At 33.0% G+C, this 19,154-nt stretch carries 16 protein-coding genes and 1 tRNA gene; 11 read left to right on the top strand and 6 right to left on the bottom strand.

Features of this window, described 5'->3' with window-relative positions; genetic code table 11:
- The 5 genes from AEQU1_RS03080 (at position 1) to AEQU1_RS03060 (ending at position 5,890) form a co-directional block, all read left to right on the top strand.
- Entirely contained in the window at positions 1-1,098 is a 1,098-nt protein-coding gene (locus AEQU1_RS03080) for a hypothetical protein (RefSeq protein WP_111878680.1), read from the top strand.
- Positions 1,099-1,919: 821 nt separating this feature from the next.
- Complete coding sequence (locus tag AEQU1_RS03075) at positions 1,920-3,632, top strand: hypothetical protein (RefSeq protein WP_042491653.1); 1,713 nt, start codon at positions 1,920-1,922, stop codon at positions 3,630-3,632.
- A gap of 2 nt (positions 3,633-3,634) precedes the next feature.
- Positions 3,635-4,183 carry a hypothetical protein gene (locus AEQU1_RS03070; RefSeq protein ID WP_146743709.1) on the top strand — a complete coding sequence of 183 codons (549 nt, stop codon included), beginning with the start codon at positions 3,635-3,637 and terminating at the stop codon, positions 4,181-4,183.
- 9 nt (positions 4,184-4,192) lie between these two features.
- On the top strand, positions 4,193-4,747 hold the full coding sequence (locus tag AEQU1_RS03065) for a hypothetical protein (RefSeq protein ID WP_111878678.1): 555 nt from the start codon (positions 4,193-4,195) through the stop codon (positions 4,745-4,747).
- A 171-nt stretch (positions 4,748-4,918) separates the two neighbouring features.
- Entirely contained in the window at positions 4,919-5,890 is a 972-nt protein-coding gene (locus AEQU1_RS03060; RefSeq protein WP_111878676.1) for a T9SS type A sorting domain-containing protein, read from the top strand.
- Positions 5,891-6,653: 763 nt separating this feature from the next.
- On the opposite strand, the gene AEQU1_RS03055 is transcribed toward AEQU1_RS03060, so the two are convergent.
- Positions 6,654-11,138, bottom strand: coding sequence for a hypothetical protein (locus AEQU1_RS03055; protein WP_111878675.1), 4,485 nt, complete (start codon positions 11,136-11,138; stop codon positions 6,654-6,656).
- A 9-nt stretch (positions 11,139-11,147) separates the two neighbouring features.
- Positions 11,148-11,819 (bottom strand): hypothetical protein, encoded by a 672-nt coding sequence (locus AEQU1_RS03050; protein ID WP_111878673.1) that lies wholly within the window; start codon positions 11,817-11,819, stop codon positions 11,148-11,150.
- Positions 11,820-12,500: 681 nt separating this feature from the next.
- Here AEQU1_RS03050 and AEQU1_RS03045 point away from each other — a divergent pair.
- Complete coding sequence (locus AEQU1_RS03045; protein WP_181566694.1) at positions 12,501-12,659, top strand: hypothetical protein; 159 nt, start codon at positions 12,501-12,503, stop codon at positions 12,657-12,659.
- Here the strand turns inward: AEQU1_RS03045 and AEQU1_RS03040 are convergent.
- On the bottom strand, positions 12,656-12,808 hold the full coding sequence (locus tag AEQU1_RS03040; RefSeq protein ID WP_181566693.1) for a hypothetical protein: 153 nt from the start codon (positions 12,806-12,808) through the stop codon (positions 12,656-12,658). The two genes, AEQU1_RS03045 and AEQU1_RS03040, sit on opposite strands and share 4 nt — an antisense overlap.
- Before the next feature lie 467 nt (positions 12,809-13,275).
- Between AEQU1_RS03040 and AEQU1_RS03035 the strand changes: the two genes are divergently transcribed.
- Both AEQU1_RS03035 and AEQU1_RS03030 read left to right on the top strand, forming a co-directional pair.
- Positions 13,276-13,425 carry a hypothetical protein gene (locus AEQU1_RS03035; protein WP_181566692.1) on the top strand — a complete coding sequence of 50 codons (150 nt, stop codon included), beginning with the start codon at positions 13,276-13,278 and terminating at the stop codon, positions 13,423-13,425.
- 711 nt (positions 13,426-14,136) lie between these two features.
- The gene (locus AEQU1_RS03030; RefSeq protein WP_111878670.1) at positions 14,137-14,379 is read left to right on the top strand and encodes a hypothetical protein; all 243 of its coding nucleotides are present in this window, start codon (positions 14,137-14,139) and stop codon (positions 14,377-14,379) included.
- A gap of 180 nt (positions 14,380-14,559) precedes the next feature.
- Here the strand turns inward: AEQU1_RS03030 and AEQU1_RS03025 are convergent, their stop codons facing one another.
- From AEQU1_RS03025 to AEQU1_RS03015, 3 genes are all read right to left on the bottom strand, one after another.
- Positions 14,560-15,822, bottom strand: coding sequence for a type II toxin-antitoxin system HipA family toxin (locus tag AEQU1_RS03025; protein ID WP_111878668.1), 1,263 nt, complete (start codon positions 15,820-15,822; stop codon positions 14,560-14,562).
- A 3-nt stretch (positions 15,823-15,825) separates the two neighbouring features.
- Complete coding sequence (locus AEQU1_RS03020) at positions 15,826-16,089, bottom strand: helix-turn-helix domain-containing protein (protein WP_111878667.1); 264 nt, start codon at positions 16,087-16,089, stop codon at positions 15,826-15,828.
- A gap of 421 nt (positions 16,090-16,510) precedes the next feature.
- A tRNA-Leu gene (locus AEQU1_RS03015) sits at positions 16,511-16,592 on the bottom strand.
- Between the two features lie 121 nt (positions 16,593-16,713).
- On the opposite strand from AEQU1_RS03015, the gene AEQU1_RS03010 reads away from it, so the two are divergent.
- From AEQU1_RS03010 to pth, 3 genes are all read left to right on the top strand, one after another.
- On the top strand, positions 16,714-17,652 hold the full coding sequence (locus AEQU1_RS03010) for a ribose-phosphate pyrophosphokinase (RefSeq protein ID WP_111878665.1): 939 nt from the start codon (positions 16,714-16,716) through the stop codon (positions 17,650-17,652).
- 141 nt (positions 17,653-17,793) lie between these two features.
- On the top strand, positions 17,794-18,441 hold the full coding sequence (locus AEQU1_RS03005) for a 50S ribosomal protein L25/general stress protein Ctc (RefSeq protein ID WP_111878663.1): 648 nt from the start codon (positions 17,794-17,796) through the stop codon (positions 18,439-18,441).
- A gap of 79 nt (positions 18,442-18,520) precedes the next feature.
- Positions 18,521-19,153 (top strand): aminoacyl-tRNA hydrolase, encoded by a 633-nt coding sequence (gene pth, locus AEQU1_RS03000; protein ID WP_111878662.1) that lies wholly within the window; start codon positions 18,521-18,523, stop codon positions 19,151-19,153.
- Position 19,154: the final 1 nt, after the last annotated feature.

Genomic DNA, 19,154 nt, shown 5'->3' with positions numbered 1-19,154 from the left:
ATGGAAAAGGCTACAATGAAACTGACCCGAAAGATCCAGCTATTGGTTGACCTCCCCACCAAGGAAGAACGGAAGGAAGCGCTGGATACACTGTACCAATGGCAGAACAGGTGCTTTAGGGCGGCCAACCTCATCGTTACCCATCTTTACGTACAGGAAATGATCAAGGAATTCCTCTATCTATCGGCAGGGATACACTATAAACTGGGAGACGAAAAAAAGGATGAATTGGGTATTCTGCAACGCTCCCGTATCAATACCACCTATCGGGTGGTATCAGATCGGTTTAAGGGCGAAATCCCAACGAACATATTGTCCACCCTTAACAAGACCCTGATAACCTCCTTTAATAAGGATAGGCCGGAATACTGGAAAGGCGAATGCTCCCTAAAGAACTTCAGGAGGGATATGGCATTTCCGTTCAGCTTAGAGCTGGTAAGCGGACTGCACTATGATGATGAAAAAAATGCGTTCTGCTTTAGTCTGTTCCAGATTCCCTTCAGAACCTATCTAGGAAAAGACTTTACCGACAAGCGAAAGCTTTTGGAACGGGTCGTGGCGGGAGAGACCAAGCTGTGTACTTCACACATCAAGTTAAGGGATGGCAAGATATTCTGGCTTCCGGTCTTTGAAATTGAAAAGGATGAACATTGCCTTAGACCTGAAGTAATAGCTGAAGCTTCGCTGTCCTTGGAATATCCAATTGTCGTGAAGTCAGGTAACAACAGGTTGACCATTGGCACAAAGGAAGAGTTTATGTACAGAAGGCTTGCCATACAGGCAGCCAGAAGACGTGCACAGGAAGGGGCAACCTTTTCCAAATCGGGTAAAGGGACCAAAAGAAAATTAAAGGCCGTGAACTCCTTTCATCAAAAGGAAAATAAATATATACGGCACCGTATCCATGTTTACAGCAAAAGGCTGATCGATTTTTGCATCAAACATCAGGTGGGTACGCTAATATTGGTAAACCAGAAGGACAAGATCGGGATAGCCAAGGCTGAGAAATTTGTTCTAAGGAACTGGAGCTATTACGATTTGATAATCAAAATAAAATATAAGGCTGAAAAGGCAGGCATTGAGCTTTTGGCCGAATGATAAACTGATTGCGAAACGAGGGTGCTTGTACACCCGTAAGGTGGGGTCACTTTAGAACACTCACTAAATGTAAAGAGCATATACAACGCGTGGACTCTCTTATTTAAATGAGAGTAAATTATTATAAAACAAAAACGAAACTGTGGGCAGATTATTAATCATTTTACCACTCGCGAATCAGTATTTTACGAAAAAATCCGTGAAAAATTTGCCTGTTAATAGGTTGTTTGAAGTTTTTTCACGGAAAATTACTAAAAAACAAATTTGCAAACATTTATAAAACACTAAAAACAAGTGATTTATAAAACATAACATCGCGCAGCGTGTTACCCTCTTGCTTTACAAATTTTTTCCGCTCCGCTCCAAAAAAGTAAACCGAAAAAAACAAAAATTTATAGCTAAACATTTTATTTTTTTAATATCAATTACCTCTTAACTTTAAAGAATAATCAAAAGAGGGAAGATTATTTATAGTTCAAAGCAAAACGATTTACTATTATATTCAGAGAGTTTTTTTTATTTACAACAGAAGCAGTTGTACAAAATAAAAGGGTTTAAATATTATTTATTCCATTTCCTTCCCAAATAGGCTCCTGAAATATCAAAAGAAAAGACGCACTCCTAAAATAATCTTAAAACAGAAATTTCTATATCCATTTCAGAGGAAAATAAAATGTCTAATGAAACACCCCCATTTCAGTTTTTCCTTTATTGAAATGTTGCAAATTCCTACAAAAATTTTAATAAAAAAAACTTTTTTGATTATTTTATATAATATAATTAAATGATTTTTGCGCATTATTAATCTACAAAATATAAAAATGAAAAAATCATTAAATAATAAAAAATACCTGCTTGAAGGTCTAAAACTCTTTAAATTTTTAATTATTATTTCTTTACCAATTCTGATATCATGTGAAGATGATTATTTAGAAGAAAAACCTCAAAGTACTGATTCAAATAAAGAAATTGGAGTTGTAAACGGAAGAATGTATTTCCCAAGTAAGGAAGTTTTTGTGGAAACCTTCAAAAAATATGCTGATGAATCTAATGATGAAATTTATACATACGTGAATAAATTTTACAACGATGATTTTTCGTCATTAAGAATTCCTGTTACGGAATCCAATGAAGAAAAAGTCTTGGAGAGATATCAGAAAAGAATTGAAAGATTATCAAATGAATATGGCCTTAATAGACCCGAAGGAGATATTTATGATGATATAGACGATTTAGAAGAAGTTATTGGTGATGAAGCATTTTCTGCCTTTTTAAATGAACAGGCAGAGATACAAGTTGGGAATACTATTTATAAATACACGGATGTTGGACTTTTTTATGCGACTCTTGATAACTATAGCGTACTTGACCAATATTTAGAAGTAAAAAATATATCGAAAAATTTATTAGTTCCCACAGACGAAGGAGCGAGGCAGGTTGTTGAAAGTGACATTCCTAACACTGGTGAAACAATCCTTGAAAATGGCACTTTGTTTTATTTTATAGCTCGTTGCAGTACAGACCCATATAGTCAAAATAGATGCGCTCCTGGAGGTGGAGGTGGAGGTACTGGCGGAGGTGGCGGTACTGGCGGTGGAGGTGGCCAAACTCAACCTTTAGATGGGTTACAACCTTATTTAGATAATTTAAGTGTTTGCGATAGTCGAAATGGATTATTTGGAACTCTTTTTGGGACTAATAAGATATGTATAGATAAATATGAAAGTGATAGAAGAGTAAAAACTAAAGTTTTTAATTATAATTATTATTTGGTTTACCACATCGGTGCAAAAGTAAAACATCAAAAGAAGGGTTGGACCGGAATTTGGAGACAAGAAGACACAAATATAGTTGCTGCAGGGATTGAAATGGCTCAATTTGAATATGATTACACAAAAATATTGCAACCGAAATTAGGTCAAATTACTCAAACTGATTTTAAACACGCCTACAAACCTTTAAATATTAGATATAATGTGAACACTTCTATATGGAATTATCCAAATGGAAATGCACCTTATACGTTTTTAAGTTCTGAAACCTTTATAAGTAGTAATATATATCCAAGAGTTTTTTGGGATGACTTAATTTTTGAAAGTTATGGAAATAACAACTCAGTTGATTATGCTCTGGGTCTCGCAAATAAACAGTTGACTAGTGATAATTTAAATAAGTTATTTTGGAAAGAGTTATATAAGAATGCTGTAAGTCAACTTAAAAGTTTAACTAATAATAATAACTTCCAGATGCCAAAGGGTATAACTTTAATATCTAATCATCCAGGGTATGGGAAACTCTTCGTACAAAAATCTTATTATTCAAATTGCTCAAATTGTTCAAATCAAGAAAGAACATTTGATTTTGACGGTGCTGCCCAGGTCGGGATAAGTTTTAATGCAAATAATAATAAGTTTTCATATTCTGGAGGTGCTGGACAGTTGGTCTTACCAAAATCTATGAAAGTGAAAATGTATGGAGTAGCGAAAAGAAATGGAGTATGGCACGGTAGTAAAATAGAAGTAGGATTAAATTAAAAATGAGATTTTTTATATTTTTTTTACTGTCTTTTTCTTCATTTTCTCAAACATCAAGGGATAATGATAGTTGGTGGTCTGATAATTATAACTCGGTCACAACAATGGGCATAAATGGAAATTATGACAGCCGTTTCGGCAATGACAGTGAAGACAAGATACAGAAAGGAGTGGCGGTTGAAATGACTACCCTTCACGGCATCTTTTTGTTCGATTATCTTTCCTTATCTGCGGGCTTGGGAATTGACTGGAACTCAAACAGAACATTTTGGTCGATGCCCATTTTAGGCGATTTGCGTATCTATTTTCACGAACACGGTTTCGATAATTCTCCTTTTGTATTTTTACAAATGGGTAAAAATGTAAAAATTGGAGATGTTTTTGTAGAAGGACGTCCTGTAAAAATCGGTGCAGGCATTACCTTGGGTGAAGACGAGAATTTGGAATATGTTTTGGAGATTTTCAAAAAATTTAAAGAAGCAGTATTTGTTGGTGAAAAAGGTTATTATGAAGTCACCAGCTTTGGAGCTTCTTTTGGAATAAAATTTTAAAATAAACTAATGAAAAATTTAATAATTATATTTTTATTTTTCACAATCTTCATGGCTCAAGGGCAGGAAGAAGTTTCAACTCAGAAAGTTTGGCGTGTTAATTTTATAAATCCAGGTGTGGAGGTTGAAGTTCCCGTTACGAAAAATAGCACTTTTTCAACAAATCTTGGGGTTGGATTTAATGGTGCATATCCGGACTTAGTTTATGGCGAAGAAAACGGAATCATTTATATAATAGCACCTTTTGTGGATTTACAGTTCAAGCAGTTTTATAATTTCGAAAGGAGAGTTGAAAAAGGTAAAAGTATTTCTGGTAATTCCGGCAACTTTATTTCTGCAAGAATAATTTCAAGAGGACCTTCTATTGCGGATAATGTAATTAGGAAGTCAGATGTTGATATTGCAATAGGCCCAACATGGGGCATTCAAAGAGAATTTGGAAATGTTCAATTCTTGTTCGATTTAGGTCCACAATTTTATTTCGATATTAATGGAAATAATGGTTTTTGGCCATTAATGGCACAACTGAATATTGGTTTGAATTTAAACTCAAACAAAATGTAGAGTTACACTTCAAAATCTATAAAGGGATAAGTGTTTTCGTTTATCCCTTTATACGCTTATTTTTTTTAAAAGTTGCAAATTACATCTTAATATCTATAAATAGATTAGTGAATAAATTATTTTCAGTGCACATTTGTGTGCTATGAATTAAGAAATTAAATTTTTAAAATTATGATAAAGAAATTACTTCTACCGTTGTTTTTGCTTTGTGCAATTTTTATAAATGCCCAGAGCGTTTATGAGTTTGAAACCGAAAATATTGCTTACCAGAATTTGGTTGGCAGCACTTCACTTAACAATGGCGAAGTTTGGGACGATCCGGGATATACCATACCCTTAGGATTTAATTTTACGATAAGTTCTCACACTTTTGATATTATTTATATTGTGGAATGGAGTTTTGGCGGAGAACTTTCAAACGAACAAATCGACTCTGGAATTTTAACCCTAATTTCACCGATAGCACAGGATATAGCGGATTTAGGACTTGGTTCGGGAATTTCACAATCCAATATCTCCTATAAAACAGAGGGTTCGCCAGGAAACAAAATCCTTAAAATCGAATGGAACAATATTGGTTTCCTTGATGATTCCACAGAAAGCGACTTTATGAACTTCCAGCTCTGGTTATATGAAGGATCAAACATTATTGAATATAGATATGGTCCAAACCAAATTAATAATCCATCAGAATCTTTTGAAGGTATTTCAGGTCCTTTGGTTACCTTGGCAATATCTTTAAATATTGATGAGGGCGAATTGGTGGACAATGGATATGTTGTAGAGGGGGATCCTGCGAATCCCGCAGTGGCTGTTGTAGCGGCAGGTGATTTTTATGACGGCGATTATTTGCAAGGCGCCATACCCGACGGGATGGTTTACAGATTTACGCCCCAACCATTATCAATAGAGGATTTCACACAGAATAATTTCCAAATCTCCCCAAACCCAGCTTCGGAATTTTTGAATATTGAGACGCAACTAAGCAATTACAATTTCAGCATCTACAATTCACTTGGGCAAAAAGTGATTGGAGCATTATCTACAAATCAAATAGACATATCCAACCTATCTAACGGAATCTACTACATAAAAATAGAAACCGAAACAGGATCGGCTACCAAAAAATTTATAAAGCAATAATAAACATATAGTTCTTGTAGAATATGAAATTTTCAGAAGTAATACAAAATGGGATAAACCTTTTAGTTTATCCCATTTTATAGAATATTTATTCAAAAATCGGGGATTGCTGGATGTGTAGTGCTTTTCATATGCCTTATATTATTATGCTGAAAACTTTCAAAATAATTTAAACAGCTATTTATTTATAGTTCAAATCAAAACGATTTACTTATTATATCTTGAGCGTTTTCCTTTCCTTTTTGATTTATAGCAGAATCTCAAATACAGTAGAATTCGCCCCTCAAAACTGACACTATCCTTATCCTATTCTCGATTTACTTCCCATAGCGCCGTCACGTTACCTTTCCGATACTGCTCCATTTTAAAATTTAAAATTAGAAAAGGACTTATAAAAGGGAGCTTGCGACCGGTTATGCAGTGCTCTAATTTTAAATTTTATACCTTTTATCGGAAAGGTAACGTGATATAGGGATTTATAAATATGATTGGAAACGTTTTGAAATGCTCCTTAGAAATTCAGAACTTCAATAGCAGCAGGATCAAGCGGACTCAATTTCAAAATTTAATCTTCCAAGGTTTATTCTTCGAAGAATATATAAATAAAATTTTGGGATTGTGTCCAAGACGATGTAGTGAAGCGCATTTCCCGAAATGCAATGGAGTGGGAATGGGCTGGAACGGGTTTATTTTTTCAACATAACTACATATCTCAAAATTTAAAAAAAGGTTTTTTTATAAAGCTGCTAAGATTTTTTATTTTTTAATAAGCATCAACATCTTTTAATATATGATGAGCAGATGAATCTCTGTATTCTTCATTATTAAGCATATCGTCAAAAATATCCATCGCCTGCTCAAGAATAGGACTTGTTTTGTCGTATTCTCTAATAGCATTATATGAGCTTATAATAACTTTTAGCGGCTGACTGCGTAAACCTCTTTGAGTGATATCCGGACCATAGTGGTTCTTATAAGTTCCAGCTAGTAGAATACAGTCGTTATAATCGTTTCCAGAACATTTTAATAAGAAATCATAAAAAGGGTGCTCTCTCCATTTGCCAACAGAAGATTCAACATATTCAAAAAGAAAAAAACGTAATTGTTTGAACTGTTTTGGATTTATGTGAAAAAATGCTCTGTTATAAATCTCGCCTATTTCTTTAGATTCTGAATTTAAAAACCTCATTACAATAGTAAGTGCTTTATCAAATTTATACTCATTTTCGATAAATTCAAAAGCTGTTTTTATTATAGTATTTGGCTCATTATAATTTAAAAATAATTCTAATAAATCATCAGCTTTAACATAGCTATTGCAATAACCCACCGTAATTAATTTCCCTATTTCTTTATTAGACTCTTTAACAAGTAAAGCTTTCTCAAAGAATGGAATCAATCCTTCAAAATTGTAGTGTACTAGATATTGTAATGGGTTTATTGATATTTTTAATATCCCTTCATCATAGTCATTAGCTAAACCTAAAAATAGATTTAAAACCTGCTCTTTCCCGTATTTTAATAAATACTGTAATTTATAGATAGCAGCAGCTCTCGTAGATGAACGAGAATTATCCACCAATGATCGAAGCGTTTCACAAATAAAAGGAAATGTTTTCTCAGAAAAACTATAATCTACTAAATTACTTGTAGCAGCACCTCTTACTGAATTTATTCCTGTTGATAAAGCATCATTAAAATTTTCTCTACCCTCATCGCCTGAAATGATTTGCAGTTTTAAAAATTCTAATATTTCTGGATACACTTTTTTCTTATCTGTAAAATATCCTGTTATCCAAATTAGATATAGTGTATTTTCCTTTTCATATTTTCTTTGACTTATTGCGTAAAGAAATAAATTCTTCAGCTTATCTACATCAATCCTACCTTCTTTTAGGCCTTCAAGTCCTTTTACTATATACGTATCGGATACTTCGCTATCATCAATTATATTATAAATGAAGTCAATGAATTTATTTGGTTGTTCTGAGACAACTGTCACAAATTTTCGTCCGTGCTCATATTCGGCTGGTTGATTCCAACTGCTATAATTTTTATTTTTGTGCGTGTAAGTTTTAAAACTATTCCGCCAGTCTTCTAGTGAGAATTTATCATATTTTGGGTTACCTAAGGGGTCTCTATTAAAAGAAACTACAATCCCTTTTGGTTCTACATTTTTAATTGTTCCAAATTTTCTAAATAACTCTAAATAATCCTTTTTCAAATGTTTTGGCAACTCGCCTTTTTCATTTATAGAATTGAGTAATTCATATTTACCTATACCGTAGTATTTATTTTTTCTTTTAGTACCATCATCATTTGTGAAAACTCGTAATTCAACTTTTTTTCTAAAGTTTGATAGTAATATATCTTCTATTTTACTTTTTTCACCATCATTTAGCCAATGATACATTTGACCAAATACTTCTAACATCATAAAGTTCAAATATTGATTTAAACTATATAATTCTTCAAGTTTTGTCGTATTTGTAAAAAAGCGATAGGCTTCATTTTTAAACTTTTTTGGATATTTGAAGATAATACTGAAACCAATTATAATTTCAACAATTCTATTAGAATCGAGATATTTATATACTTCATCTTTTACAAAAATAGGAGCGATTATAAATTTGTCTTCAAGATAGGTTTGAAGAATGTCCAATTGTTTATTATGATAATATAAATCGAGGTTCTTTCTATCATATAATAAAAAAGCAGAATCAAGTTTTATAACGCCATTACTCTCAAATTGACGTTTTGTAATTATTTCAGTTATAATATCTTTTACTAATGTATAGGCTACATCTGGGTGTTTCTCCCATAGTTTTTCATATATTTCAATCCCTAGATTTTGGGTGTAGAAATAATTTTTATCGTCATTTATATCTGTTCCTTCAGTAATATCAATATGCTCATGTAATTTTTTGGCCGTCCATTTGGGAAAATTTACTGATGTATTATCTAGGATTCTATAATACCAGTATTGCTTAGAATATTCTTTTTTTCGGCTAAAAACATCTTCAATTAATTCTATTGCAAGTTCACTTTTAACCTCGCCTACTTGCCATAGATAATCTATTATTAACTCATCCTTGATGGGTGAATCTTTTAAAGCTTTGTAGTACTTGAGTAAATCCTCTTTATTCTCAGCTAAAGTAAATCGTCTAAAAGAACTTGTTATTTGACTTTGTAGTTCTTCATTATTATTTTCAATATCATCTCTAAAAATATCCCTATCTATAAAAAAAGATAACCATCCTTGACCCATATGTGATGCATTAAAGGCGCTTTTTAATTCATCAACTTTAAAGACTATATGTTCAACAGTATTTTGCTCGGCAATAGTTGGGTTTTCTTGAAATGCAATTTCCTGAAGGATCAATAGCTTAATATGAAAGCGAACCTCTTTATGTTGCAGAATTTTATTGACATCAATTATATATTCATTATGCAACACACTACTTTTATAGTTTAGGATTTGTTTAATTTTTGATCTTACAAACAACCCTTGATGTCTCTTTAGAATATCTTTGAGAAAATCTTTTTCTCCATTTATAAAGTTTCTTGCATAGGCATAATCAAAAAAAGATTGATGAAAAAACTCAATGTTTTTACCCTCAACAAGGATGCCTTCTGATTTTAGAAATTTTATCTCTTTAAAATAATTGTCTTCAAATAATCGAGCATCTAAATTTATTTCTTGAAGCTCGTACATTTTTGAAGCTACTTTAAATACAAAATCAGATAATTTTTTAGGGTTTATAACAGTTAGATTAAAGCTATTTGCAACCAAAATTTTCTGTTTCCATAATTGCGAATACAAATCTTGAAGACTCTTAATTTCTTTGACCTTAAGACTTTCCGAGTAAACCTTTAAGAACACATCAAGATGCAAGGGAACAGCAATTAATTCTAGAAAAGCTTCTGTAAATTGTCCTACCTTATCAATTCCAGATCGTGTTAAAACATCGAATAGAACATCTCTTTTAAGCGCCCTAACTATAAAGCTTTTCTTTCCCTTGTAATTAGCGATAATAGGATCATAATTTAGATCATAAATTCTAGTAGAGATAACGATTTTAACTTTTGGATGATTTGTAAATCTCTGTATAAGATTATCATAGAATTTGAGCGGTTTTAAATCTGAAGATAAGGCTTGAGATAAAGCGTCTATTTGATCAATTAAAAGAACTCCTGTCGTATCAGAGTCAATAATTCTGTCAAATAATTTTTCAAAACTTATATTGAGATTATACTCGTTTTCTAAATCTGTTATTGAATTAAAGATTAATCTATCAGCTTTTAATGAAATTACAGGAATATTTTCATCCTTTAGTTTAGAATAGAGTTGAGATAGAATAACTGATTTACCCATTCCAGCATTACCAGCAACGACAGCTATATTCGATTCATTGTCTTTAGGCTTTTGGTGTATCCATTTAAAAATATCTTCTGTCTCCGCTCGTTCAACTTTCAACAATTCATTCTTACCAAAAAAAGATTTTACACGTGTAATATCATTTGATATTAACTCCGTTTTTTCAACTGCAAGCTCCTTGCTTATAGAAAAATGTTTGTTATTGGTGTATTTTTCTATCAGTAAATTTTCTTGCTCATTGCCAACTAATGATTGTGGTGAAAAATATCGGTTTTTCAAGTAAGGATTAATACGTACTATAGGATCTAAGTCTACGGCTGTTATCGCCACTACATTTAAGGTATTAAGAAGTTCCCTTAATTGCTCTTGAGCTTCTTCAACATTTAATTTTTCAAATGATTTTACAGAAGTAATTTTATTAATAATTGGGCTAATTTTTCTTGATGACCAATTTTGATTGAAACTGGCCAAAAGTAATTTTGTTGCTTGAGTAAAATCTTTTGATACAACAAAGTAATATGTAAAATCCTCAATATCATAAATTAAAGAAGACCCTCTCTTCTTCCCTAATTGAATTTCTAAAATATGATATAATAGAAATTTGATAATCTCAGCTAAAACTATTTCAACAGTAAGGTTACTTTTATATTTCTTGCATTGCACCACACCTTTAATTCGACTATCAAAAAAAAGCATAGCATCAGCTCCCCGTTCTCCTACTCCAGAAGACAGCTCTATGTTATCATAAATCCCTTGATAAAGACCTCTATCAATTTGATCCTTAAAATAATAATACACGACCTCTTCAAATTCCCTATTGTTTAATGCATTAAAATCCAATGCCCTATTAGCATATACATCTATTTTCATATATTAAATTCATTTAAAATTGATGCCATTTTCAAGTAACCAACTATTGATTAATTCTTTTGTAATCCTAGTTTTTCGACCAGAACATTCTAAACTTTTTATTGCAAATAAATTCGCCACTTCCTTATGATGACCTAATGGAACAAAACGATGCTCAATTAGTTTTTTAATTTCATAGAGAGGCAAACATCTCATAGAAACATTTTTCGCCAGGCCTAGTAGAGTGTAGTCATCATAATCGAATAATTCTTTAGCACTTTCCCAAATTTCTATACATCTACTTGATGCAAGGACCTGATCTAAATCGTTAATTGTAATTGCGTTTATGGCACGTTGAAAGACTTCTGTGACTAAATAACAATCACTTTGGGATACAAATACAATTTTAGCTTTTCGATCAGCTTCAAATTGTTGCTTAATGTGTTTTATTACGCAATGAGAAACTAATTCACCATTTTTCCAATGCAAACTTTTTGCTGGTGATATATGCTTTACATTGTAAAATGTAGTCATCTTATTTTGTAACACTTTTATATCATCTATAATGCTTGAATCAGTAATAAATGTTTCTGGGTAAATAATCCTATCTGGCTCAAAAAAGCTATAGGCAATTTGTAAAGCCAAAAACCAACTTTGATATTCAACACCCATATGTGTAGCACTACCACCTGGATATGACATTATTTGCTATAATTTTGGCGTGCGCTTGGATGCATAAAAAGGTTTTATTTTTTAATGTAGCGCCAAAATAAGAAATTTGATTACTAATATGTGAGTATCAATAAAAATTAAAAAATTTGTAGTGTTTGTTTGGGAACATTCTTAGATATTACTTTTTAATTTCAAAAACCACACTAGACAGGAGCGAGCGGACTCAATTTCAAATTTTGTTCTTTCAAGATTCACTTCTACGAATATAATTCATTTAAAATTTTGGGATTTTGTCCAAGACAATGTATTGAAGCGCATTTCCCGAAATGCAATGAAGTGGGAATGGGCTGGAACGGGTTGTGATTACTATTCGAATTTGTTATTATGAGCCGATTAGGAATACTATTCGGCTCATAATTTGAATTTTTCTGAGCCGAAAAAATTAAATACGCTTATTGACTACCAATTCACTATCTGAAATTTCGGGTTCTATACACAAGAGGCGTCAAATCTCAACTAAATAAGGAGTGATGGAAAAATTTAAAAATATAAATGAAGTAATAATTGAAGCTGTGCAAGTATTAAATAATCATGGATTTATTACATGCGAATCATGTCATGGTGGAGAAGGGCATTGTTTTGATTTGCCCACAGTGAGATTTCAGGACAATGAATTTGACTTAATAAGGGTGTATAGAATATGCGAAAATTATGGCATTAAAATATATCAAGCGAATAAGAGTATATGGAACGGTAGAAATAGAAACAGGAGATACAAATCTTTGCCAAAAAGGAGAAGTTTGGAACGTTCCTTTTAATGAAATAATATTTTTGGAACGTCCTAAACTTCTTAAAAACAAAAAAGCTTAAAGTCTTTTACAGTGGTCGCATTTTGGACGCCCATCTGTTCCAGATTTTTTGTACTTCGCCTCAATGTTGTTTCCTTCTGTACAACTGCTATTGTCATGATAAACAGATGCAGAAGGATGTGTACTGTGAAATGGTGACACCTTTCCCATATTTTAAAAATTTAAAGGGTTAATACTGAGGGGAGAATACTCAAATTTACATAATATATTTTTAAATTCACTTTAAATCAACCCTTTATGAAATATTTTCTTTTCATAATACTATTATCTTCATTAGGTTGCAAGGAACAACCAAAGGACAACTACGAGTTAAACATAGAAGTACAACAAAGCAAAACGGAAATACATCGATTAGAGAAGATTAACGAGAGTCTTAACGAGAGTCTTAACGAGCAATTAGAGAAATGCTCGGATTTTGTGAATGTTCTTGTGGATAATTAATTTTGGATCGATTAAGTGTATAATTTCTTCGTTAAAATACGCAAGTAGTTAAAAATCAAATTGTTGACAACTTCGTTAATAACGTTTGTGGTTAAATGTGCTTTAATTTAATAACTACTTTATATTTGATTAAAACCAAAATGAAAATATTTACTAACTTTTAAATAATGGGGATTATGGAAAAAAGTACGACAAAACAAAGATCAATTAGGCTAAAGGAATCATTTATCCTAAAAATTGAAAGTATGGCGGAAGAGGAGAACAGAACATTTAATAATATGGTGGAAACCTTATTGATTAAGGCAACGCAACAATCAACTTGTTAAAATAAAAATGGACACTCGGCAAAGTGTCCATTTTATTAAAGCCGAATTTCTTACGGCTTTGTGTTAAGAAATAGTATTAATTTTTAATTCCAAGACTATGGCGAAGACCAAAGGGGGCAATAAAAAAGTGTATGTAGCCCCACATACAAGGAATGGTAAAAAAGTAGGACCTCATTATAGGTCTACTCCAAACTAAAACTATTTTTTCCCGGAGCACTATTTTTATAGTAGTGCTCCTTTGGATTTGGAAAGTCCATTTCCGTTATTGTTTAATTAAACCCGCTAGGATCCAATGACTACAAGAACAGTCACGATTCGTATCCCCTCTAGGAGGGTTACGATCACTAGGACAATCCGTATTACTAGACGCATAGTGCGTTAGTAATCGGTATCGAGGGTGCAACCTCGGTATTTTGTAAGTGTCGCTCAGCTTAGTGAGCTTAGAACTTGAAATTAGTAAAATAAAGGGCATTAACACTATGATGACAGCCTGAAAAGATATAAGGAACTTTCGCATTAGAAGCCACCCTTAACACTCAAAATTTTACTTCTTAGAACATAAAAACGTCTATACCTAACGGTGTAGGCGTTTTTTTATTTGGTCAAATGTAAAAATTTAACTTGAATTTACCTAAATTCGTCTCCCAAACTTATTAACATATAAGCGCTTAATTGTCAATAATTGACATATAAGTGTGTATATGTCAATTTATGAACAAATCTTTAAAAGAAATATATGTTGCTGTAGCAAACAATAATATTGTTTATGCTAATACTTGTCTTAATAGGTTTGTTAAGGGAATGAAACTATACATTCCTGATATGGATTCCAGGAATACTCTGAAGAAAAAACTTGATGAAAGCGGTGTGGCCTATTATAACAATAAGGTGGGAACGCCTTATGCTATTTATTACTATAAAAATTCAGAGTATAGAGGGATTAAAAATGTTTGACCTTCCAGACTGAATAATCTTTGTAAATAATTGGAAATTCTTTTTTACAAATTACTGTATTCAGCATCAGGTATTGTTTTTCTTTTTAGCATTAAGTTCTTAAAAGTTTATAATTGAAAAAATATGACCCTAATTATATTAACGTATAATTGATTTGGGAATATTGCTTTCTAATTGCCACTATTCTATTCTCTTTATTTCTTTTTGGATTGCTTTAATTATATTCTCAGGTATCCCTAATTCCAGCGCCACCACCATCCATCTTGGCATCAATGCCTGAATCTCCTCTATCATGCCTTTAGGGTTTTTAATGACAAATTCTTCGGCAATCGTTAGCAAATCTTTTAAAGTAATCCCAGTACGCTTTCCATTTATAGACAAAGCTCTAGAGGTAGTTTTAAATGTAAATAGTGGATTTAGTGCATAAGTCAAATCATAAGCAGGTCCTAAGTTCCACTTGTTTTCTTCTTTGTTATAGATAAAACTGTGGTTCTTTAAATGGTCGTCTACGTTTCTAAATACTACATTAAATACCATACGCTTAAACAACTGTTGTAAGTCTTTATGCGGCACTTCTAGTCCTAAAGCCACTTTAAAAAGATTCTCATAAGAGGAATTTTCTGGTTGACTTTTATAGTCCCAACCCGTTAAACCAGTAGCAGTTAATACGTGCTGTTTTTCTCCGTGTTGTCTGTCGTATCTTAATGTTGCGAAGTGTTTGTTTTCAATGAGTTTAGATGGCATCATATCAATACCTGCTTCTTGCGCTAGCAAATAATATGCATATTCTACTTTTTCTTTGTTATAACCATCGCTATCGTCAAGGTGTAGCTTGACTAGATAGTGGTTGTATTCGTCGCTTGTTTCTCTGTCTCCTGCTATAATTGCTCCCGTTTTCTTATGTTCTGAGATTAAAATTTTTGGTCTTGCACCACCCGCAGAACTTCCTATTTTAAAAACGTTTAGTAATGATAATTCATCAAGGGAAGCACCAGAAGTATCGTCCTTTAGCTTTAAAACCTTTTCTAAAATGCTAATAATATCATCGATGTTTATAGAAGTGGTATTTGGTAATTCTTTCACAGGTTTGTATTCCAAAGCACCCATACCACGATCAGCCACATAAGCAAGCTGCTCTAAAGGAGTTGCTTTCTGAATACCTCTCGCTGTTAACCATTCTTGAAAAATGATATTACCAAAGGTATCTGGTAAAGAATCTGCTATCATAGGGGGCAAACCTTGAAAGGTATCTTGCTGGTATTCGGTAAATACCTGCGCTGGTTTGGTACGCTTAAAAATAAATGGAAAAAGTTTTGAGAATTGGCCAGACTCCAAAAACTCTGGATTGTATTGAAAAAAGGATTTACCCTGATCTATGTCATAGCCTAGTTTACCAATTTCTTGGTTAAAAGCAATGACATCTATAATTTTATCTCTAGCCATCTATTAATACAGTGAAATGTCATTTTGACTAACAATAACTTTATCTATTTCCTTGGCAATAGATTGTAATAAACCAAAATGATTTGCTACTTTTAAAATATTATCAAGCGTGGCATTTTTGCCATTCTCGATGTTCTGAATAGTTGTGCTTGAGACCTCAAGCGCTTCTGCAAGTTCATCTCTAGACAGCCCATTTGATTTACGAAGTGCCTTAGAAGCCTTACCAATCTTGATTTTTACATCTTTTAATGTAATAATTTCTAACATATTATACCAATATAATGGTTAAATATAATCAATTTAGCCCATATTTACCATTATAACACTAAAAATATTGTTCTGTAAAGCTGCTATGATAGACTTTATTTTATGAAGACGGGATGAATCAACTTTAGTTAACTTTTGAGAAAAACACTGAAAATTGGTACTTTTCTCAAAAATTTACTATTGAATTTATATTTTGCTTACCTATTAATTACGACTATTACTTTGAAAATATAATTTGAATAGATTTTAAAGCCTCGAAAACACTCAAAAAATAAGATTTTGGATAGTCCCACTTTTCTCCAGACTATTATTTATCAAATCAATACAAATCCAATTAAATATTATAAAGAATGAAAATGTTGTACCTATGTTGTACCAAGTCATAAAAAAAAGACTCCAACATTTCTGCTGAAGCCTTTTGTACTCGAGGCGGGAATCGAACCCGCACGTCCTAAAACACTGGATTTTGAATCCAGCGCGTCTACCAATTCCGCCACTCGAGCAAACGGGAGGCAAAAATAAACAAATATTTGTAATTTACTTTAAAATTTATCTGGCTATTTTTTTAAATATCGCTAACTATTAATTTTTACCTTTGCAGTCTATTCAAACAAAACCTAAAAAATGTCAACTCTCGCACCGGACCCCAAGATTTTTGCCTGTAAACAAAGTGAAGCACTCGCACAAGACATAGCAGATGCCTTCGGGATTCCTTTAGGAAAAGTTATAACTTCCCATTATAGTGACGGCGAATTCCAACCTTCCTTTGAAGAATCTGTTCGCGGAAGCCGTGTTTTTCTAATTGGCTCCACATTTCCAAACAGTGACCATTTAATGGAACTGTTGTTAATGATAGATGCCGCAAAACGTGCATCTGCAAGACACATTACAGCAGTATTGCCATATTTTGGCTGGGCGCGTCAGGATAGAAAAGACAAGCCACGCGTTCCGATTGCAGCAAAATTAGTTGCAAAAATGCTAGAAACTGCTGGAGCAACAAGAATTATAACCATGGATCTGCACGCAGATCAAATTCAAGGATTTTTCGAAAAACCTGTGGATCACCTTTTTGCTTCCACCATATTTCTTCCATATTTAAGAAGTTTGAAACTTGACAATCTTACCATCGCTTCGCCTGATATGGGCGGCTCAAAACGTGCGTATGCCTATTCAAAGTTTTTAAATAGTGATGTGGTAATCTGCTACAAACAACGTGAAAAAGCCAATATAATCTCACATATGGAACTTATTGGCGACGTAAAAGGTAAAAATGTAGTGCTTGTTGATGATATGGTTGATACCGCCGGAACCCTTACTACGGCCGCAGATTTAATGATGGAGCGAGGCGCATTGAGCGTCCGTGCAGTTTGTACACACCCGCTTCTTTCAGGAAATGCTTATGAGCGAATAGAAAAATCACAAATGCTAGAACTTATTGTTTCAGATTCTATTCCCACCAAACCAAGTAATAAAATTAGAGTAATTAGTTGTGCGAAGCTTTTTGCGGAAGTAATGTTAAGTGTTAACGCCAACAAATCCATCAGTTCCAAGTTTTTGATGTAAAACTATTTTGAAAAGAGTAGTATTTTTTTAAAAATTGAAAAAATCAAAAATCGTAAATTGATAATCCAAAATAAAATTTATCTTTGCACTCCCTAAAAAACAGCTTTTTAGGGAGTTTTTATTAACAAACAATTAAAAAAAATGAAATCAATTACAATTAAAGGATCACAAAGAGAAAGCGTGGGCAAAAAGGCAACTAAAGCCCTACGTAATGCTGGAATGGTTCCTTGCGTAGTTTACGGAGGGAATGAGCCAATTAGCTTTTCAGCAGAAGAAATTGCATTTAAAGATTTGGTTTACACTCCAGACGTACACACAGTTGTAGTTAATTTAGGTGGCCAAAAAGTTAACGCTATCCTTCAGGATATACAATTTCACCCTGTAACGGACCGTATTCTTCACGTAGATTTTTATCAAATCTTTGATGATAAGGAAGTAACTATGGAAATACCTGTACGTACAACCGGAAACGCTCGCGGTGTTCGTAACGGTGGTACATTGCGTATTGTTACTCGTAAACTTCGCGTAAAAGCGTTGCCAGAAAATCTTCCAGATTTTATCGAGGCAGACATTACCGAAATGCGTATTGGTAACAAAATGTACACTAAGTCTCTTGAAACAGACAATTACAAAATTATGCACCCAGAAAACACAGTTATCTGTCAGGTTAGAACTTCACGTACCGCAATTGTGGACGATGCTGATGATGAAACTGAAACTGCTGAAGGTGCAGAAGGAGAAGAAGTTCCAGCTACAGAAACAGATGATGTTGCTGCAGTAAAGGAATAAATTTCTTTTTTGAAGATAACCAAAAAGCATCCTGTTAATTCAGGGTGCTTTTTTTATTTTTACCGAAGATTATAAAAATATGCTGTCATTTTTCAGAAAATTATTTTCAGCAAAAGCTGACCAAAAAGTTACCGAAGAAGATTCTATGAAAAAATTTCTTATCGTAGGCCTTGGCAATATTGGCCCTAAATATGCAAATACCCGCCACAACATAGGGTTTAAAGTAGTTGATTTTTATGCCGCTAAAAATTCACTAACGTGGGAAACAGCCAAACTAGGGGACATCAGTTCACATAAAGTAAAAGGAAGAACCCTAATTTTTCTGAAACCCAGCACGTATATGAACTTAAGCGGAAAGGCCGTAAATTACTGGCTCGATAAAGAAAAAATTCCGCTGGAAAATATGCTTGTCATTACCGACGATTTAAATTTGGCATTTGGAACCATTCGCATAAAAACGAAAGGCAGCGACGGCGGTCACAATGGTTTAAAAGATATCCAAAACACGTTGCAAACTACAAATTACAATCGTTTCCGCTTTGGAATTAGCGATGCTTTTGCAAAAGGAAGACAAGTAGATTATGTTTTGGGTGACTGGGAAGCCGAAGAAGAAAAACAACTTCCAGAACGTTTGGAGTTGAGCTGTAACATTATAGAATCCTTCGCACTTGCAGGAATTAATATTACTATGAATACCTTTAACGGAAAATAAT

The sequence above is a fragment of the Aequorivita sp. CIP111184 genome, from assembly GCF_900489465.1.
Taxonomy (GTDB): domain Bacteria; phylum Bacteroidota; class Bacteroidia; order Flavobacteriales; family Flavobacteriaceae; genus Aequorivita.
The sequence above is the reverse complement of the archived record's forward strand: the minus strand, read 5'-3'. Positions and strand labels throughout refer to the sequence as shown.

What these genes read in the sequence shown, in the direction of transcription:
- AEQU1_RS03080 (WP_111878680.1), top strand. Translation starts at nt 1, where the DNA reads ATGGAAAAGGCTACAATGAAACTGACCCGAAAGATCCAGCTATTGGTT.
- AEQU1_RS03075 (WP_042491653.1), top strand. Translation starts at nt 1,920, where the DNA reads ATGAAAAAATCATTAAATAATAAAAAATACCTGCTTGAAGGTCTAAAA.
- AEQU1_RS03070 (WP_146743709.1), top strand. Translation starts at nt 3,635, where the DNA reads ATGAGATTTTTTATATTTTTTTTACTGTCTTTTTCTTCATTTTCTCAA.
- AEQU1_RS03065 (WP_111878678.1), top strand. Translation starts at nt 4,193, where the DNA reads ATGAAAAATTTAATAATTATATTTTTATTTTTCACAATCTTCATGGCT.
- AEQU1_RS03060 (WP_111878676.1), top strand. Translation starts at nt 4,919, where the DNA reads ATGATAAAGAAATTACTTCTACCGTTGTTTTTGCTTTGTGCAATTTTT.
- AEQU1_RS03055 (WP_111878675.1), bottom strand. Translation starts at nt 11,138, where the DNA reads ATGAAAATAGATGTATATGCTAATAGGGCATTGGATTTTAATGCATTA.
- AEQU1_RS03050 (WP_111878673.1), bottom strand. Translation starts at nt 11,819, where the DNA reads ATGTCATATCCAGGTGGTAGTGCTACACATATGGGTGTTGAATATCAA.
- AEQU1_RS03045 (WP_181566694.1), top strand. Translation starts at nt 12,501, where the DNA reads ATGGCATTAAAATATATCAAGCGAATAAGAGTATATGGAACGGTAGAA.
- AEQU1_RS03040 (WP_181566693.1), bottom strand. Translation starts at nt 12,808, where the DNA reads ATGGGAAAGGTGTCACCATTTCACAGTACACATCCTTCTGCATCTGTT.
- AEQU1_RS03035 (WP_181566692.1), top strand. Translation starts at nt 13,276, where the DNA reads ATGGAAAAAAGTACGACAAAACAAAGATCAATTAGGCTAAAGGAATCA.
- AEQU1_RS03030 (WP_111878670.1), top strand. Translation starts at nt 14,137, where the DNA reads ATGAACAAATCTTTAAAAGAAATATATGTTGCTGTAGCAAACAATAAT.
- AEQU1_RS03025 (WP_111878668.1), bottom strand. Translation starts at nt 15,822, where the DNA reads ATGGCTAGAGATAAAATTATAGATGTCATTGCTTTTAACCAAGAAATT.
- AEQU1_RS03020 (WP_111878667.1), bottom strand. Translation starts at nt 16,089, where the DNA reads ATGTTAGAAATTATTACATTAAAAGATGTAAAAATCAAGATTGGTAAG.
- AEQU1_RS03010 (WP_111878665.1), top strand. Translation starts at nt 16,714, where the DNA reads ATGTCAACTCTCGCACCGGACCCCAAGATTTTTGCCTGTAAACAAAGT.
- AEQU1_RS03005 (WP_111878663.1), top strand. Translation starts at nt 17,794, where the DNA reads ATGAAATCAATTACAATTAAAGGATCACAAAGAGAAAGCGTGGGCAAA.
- pth (WP_111878662.1), top strand. Translation starts at nt 18,521, where the DNA reads ATGCTGTCATTTTTCAGAAAATTATTTTCAGCAAAAGCTGACCAAAAA.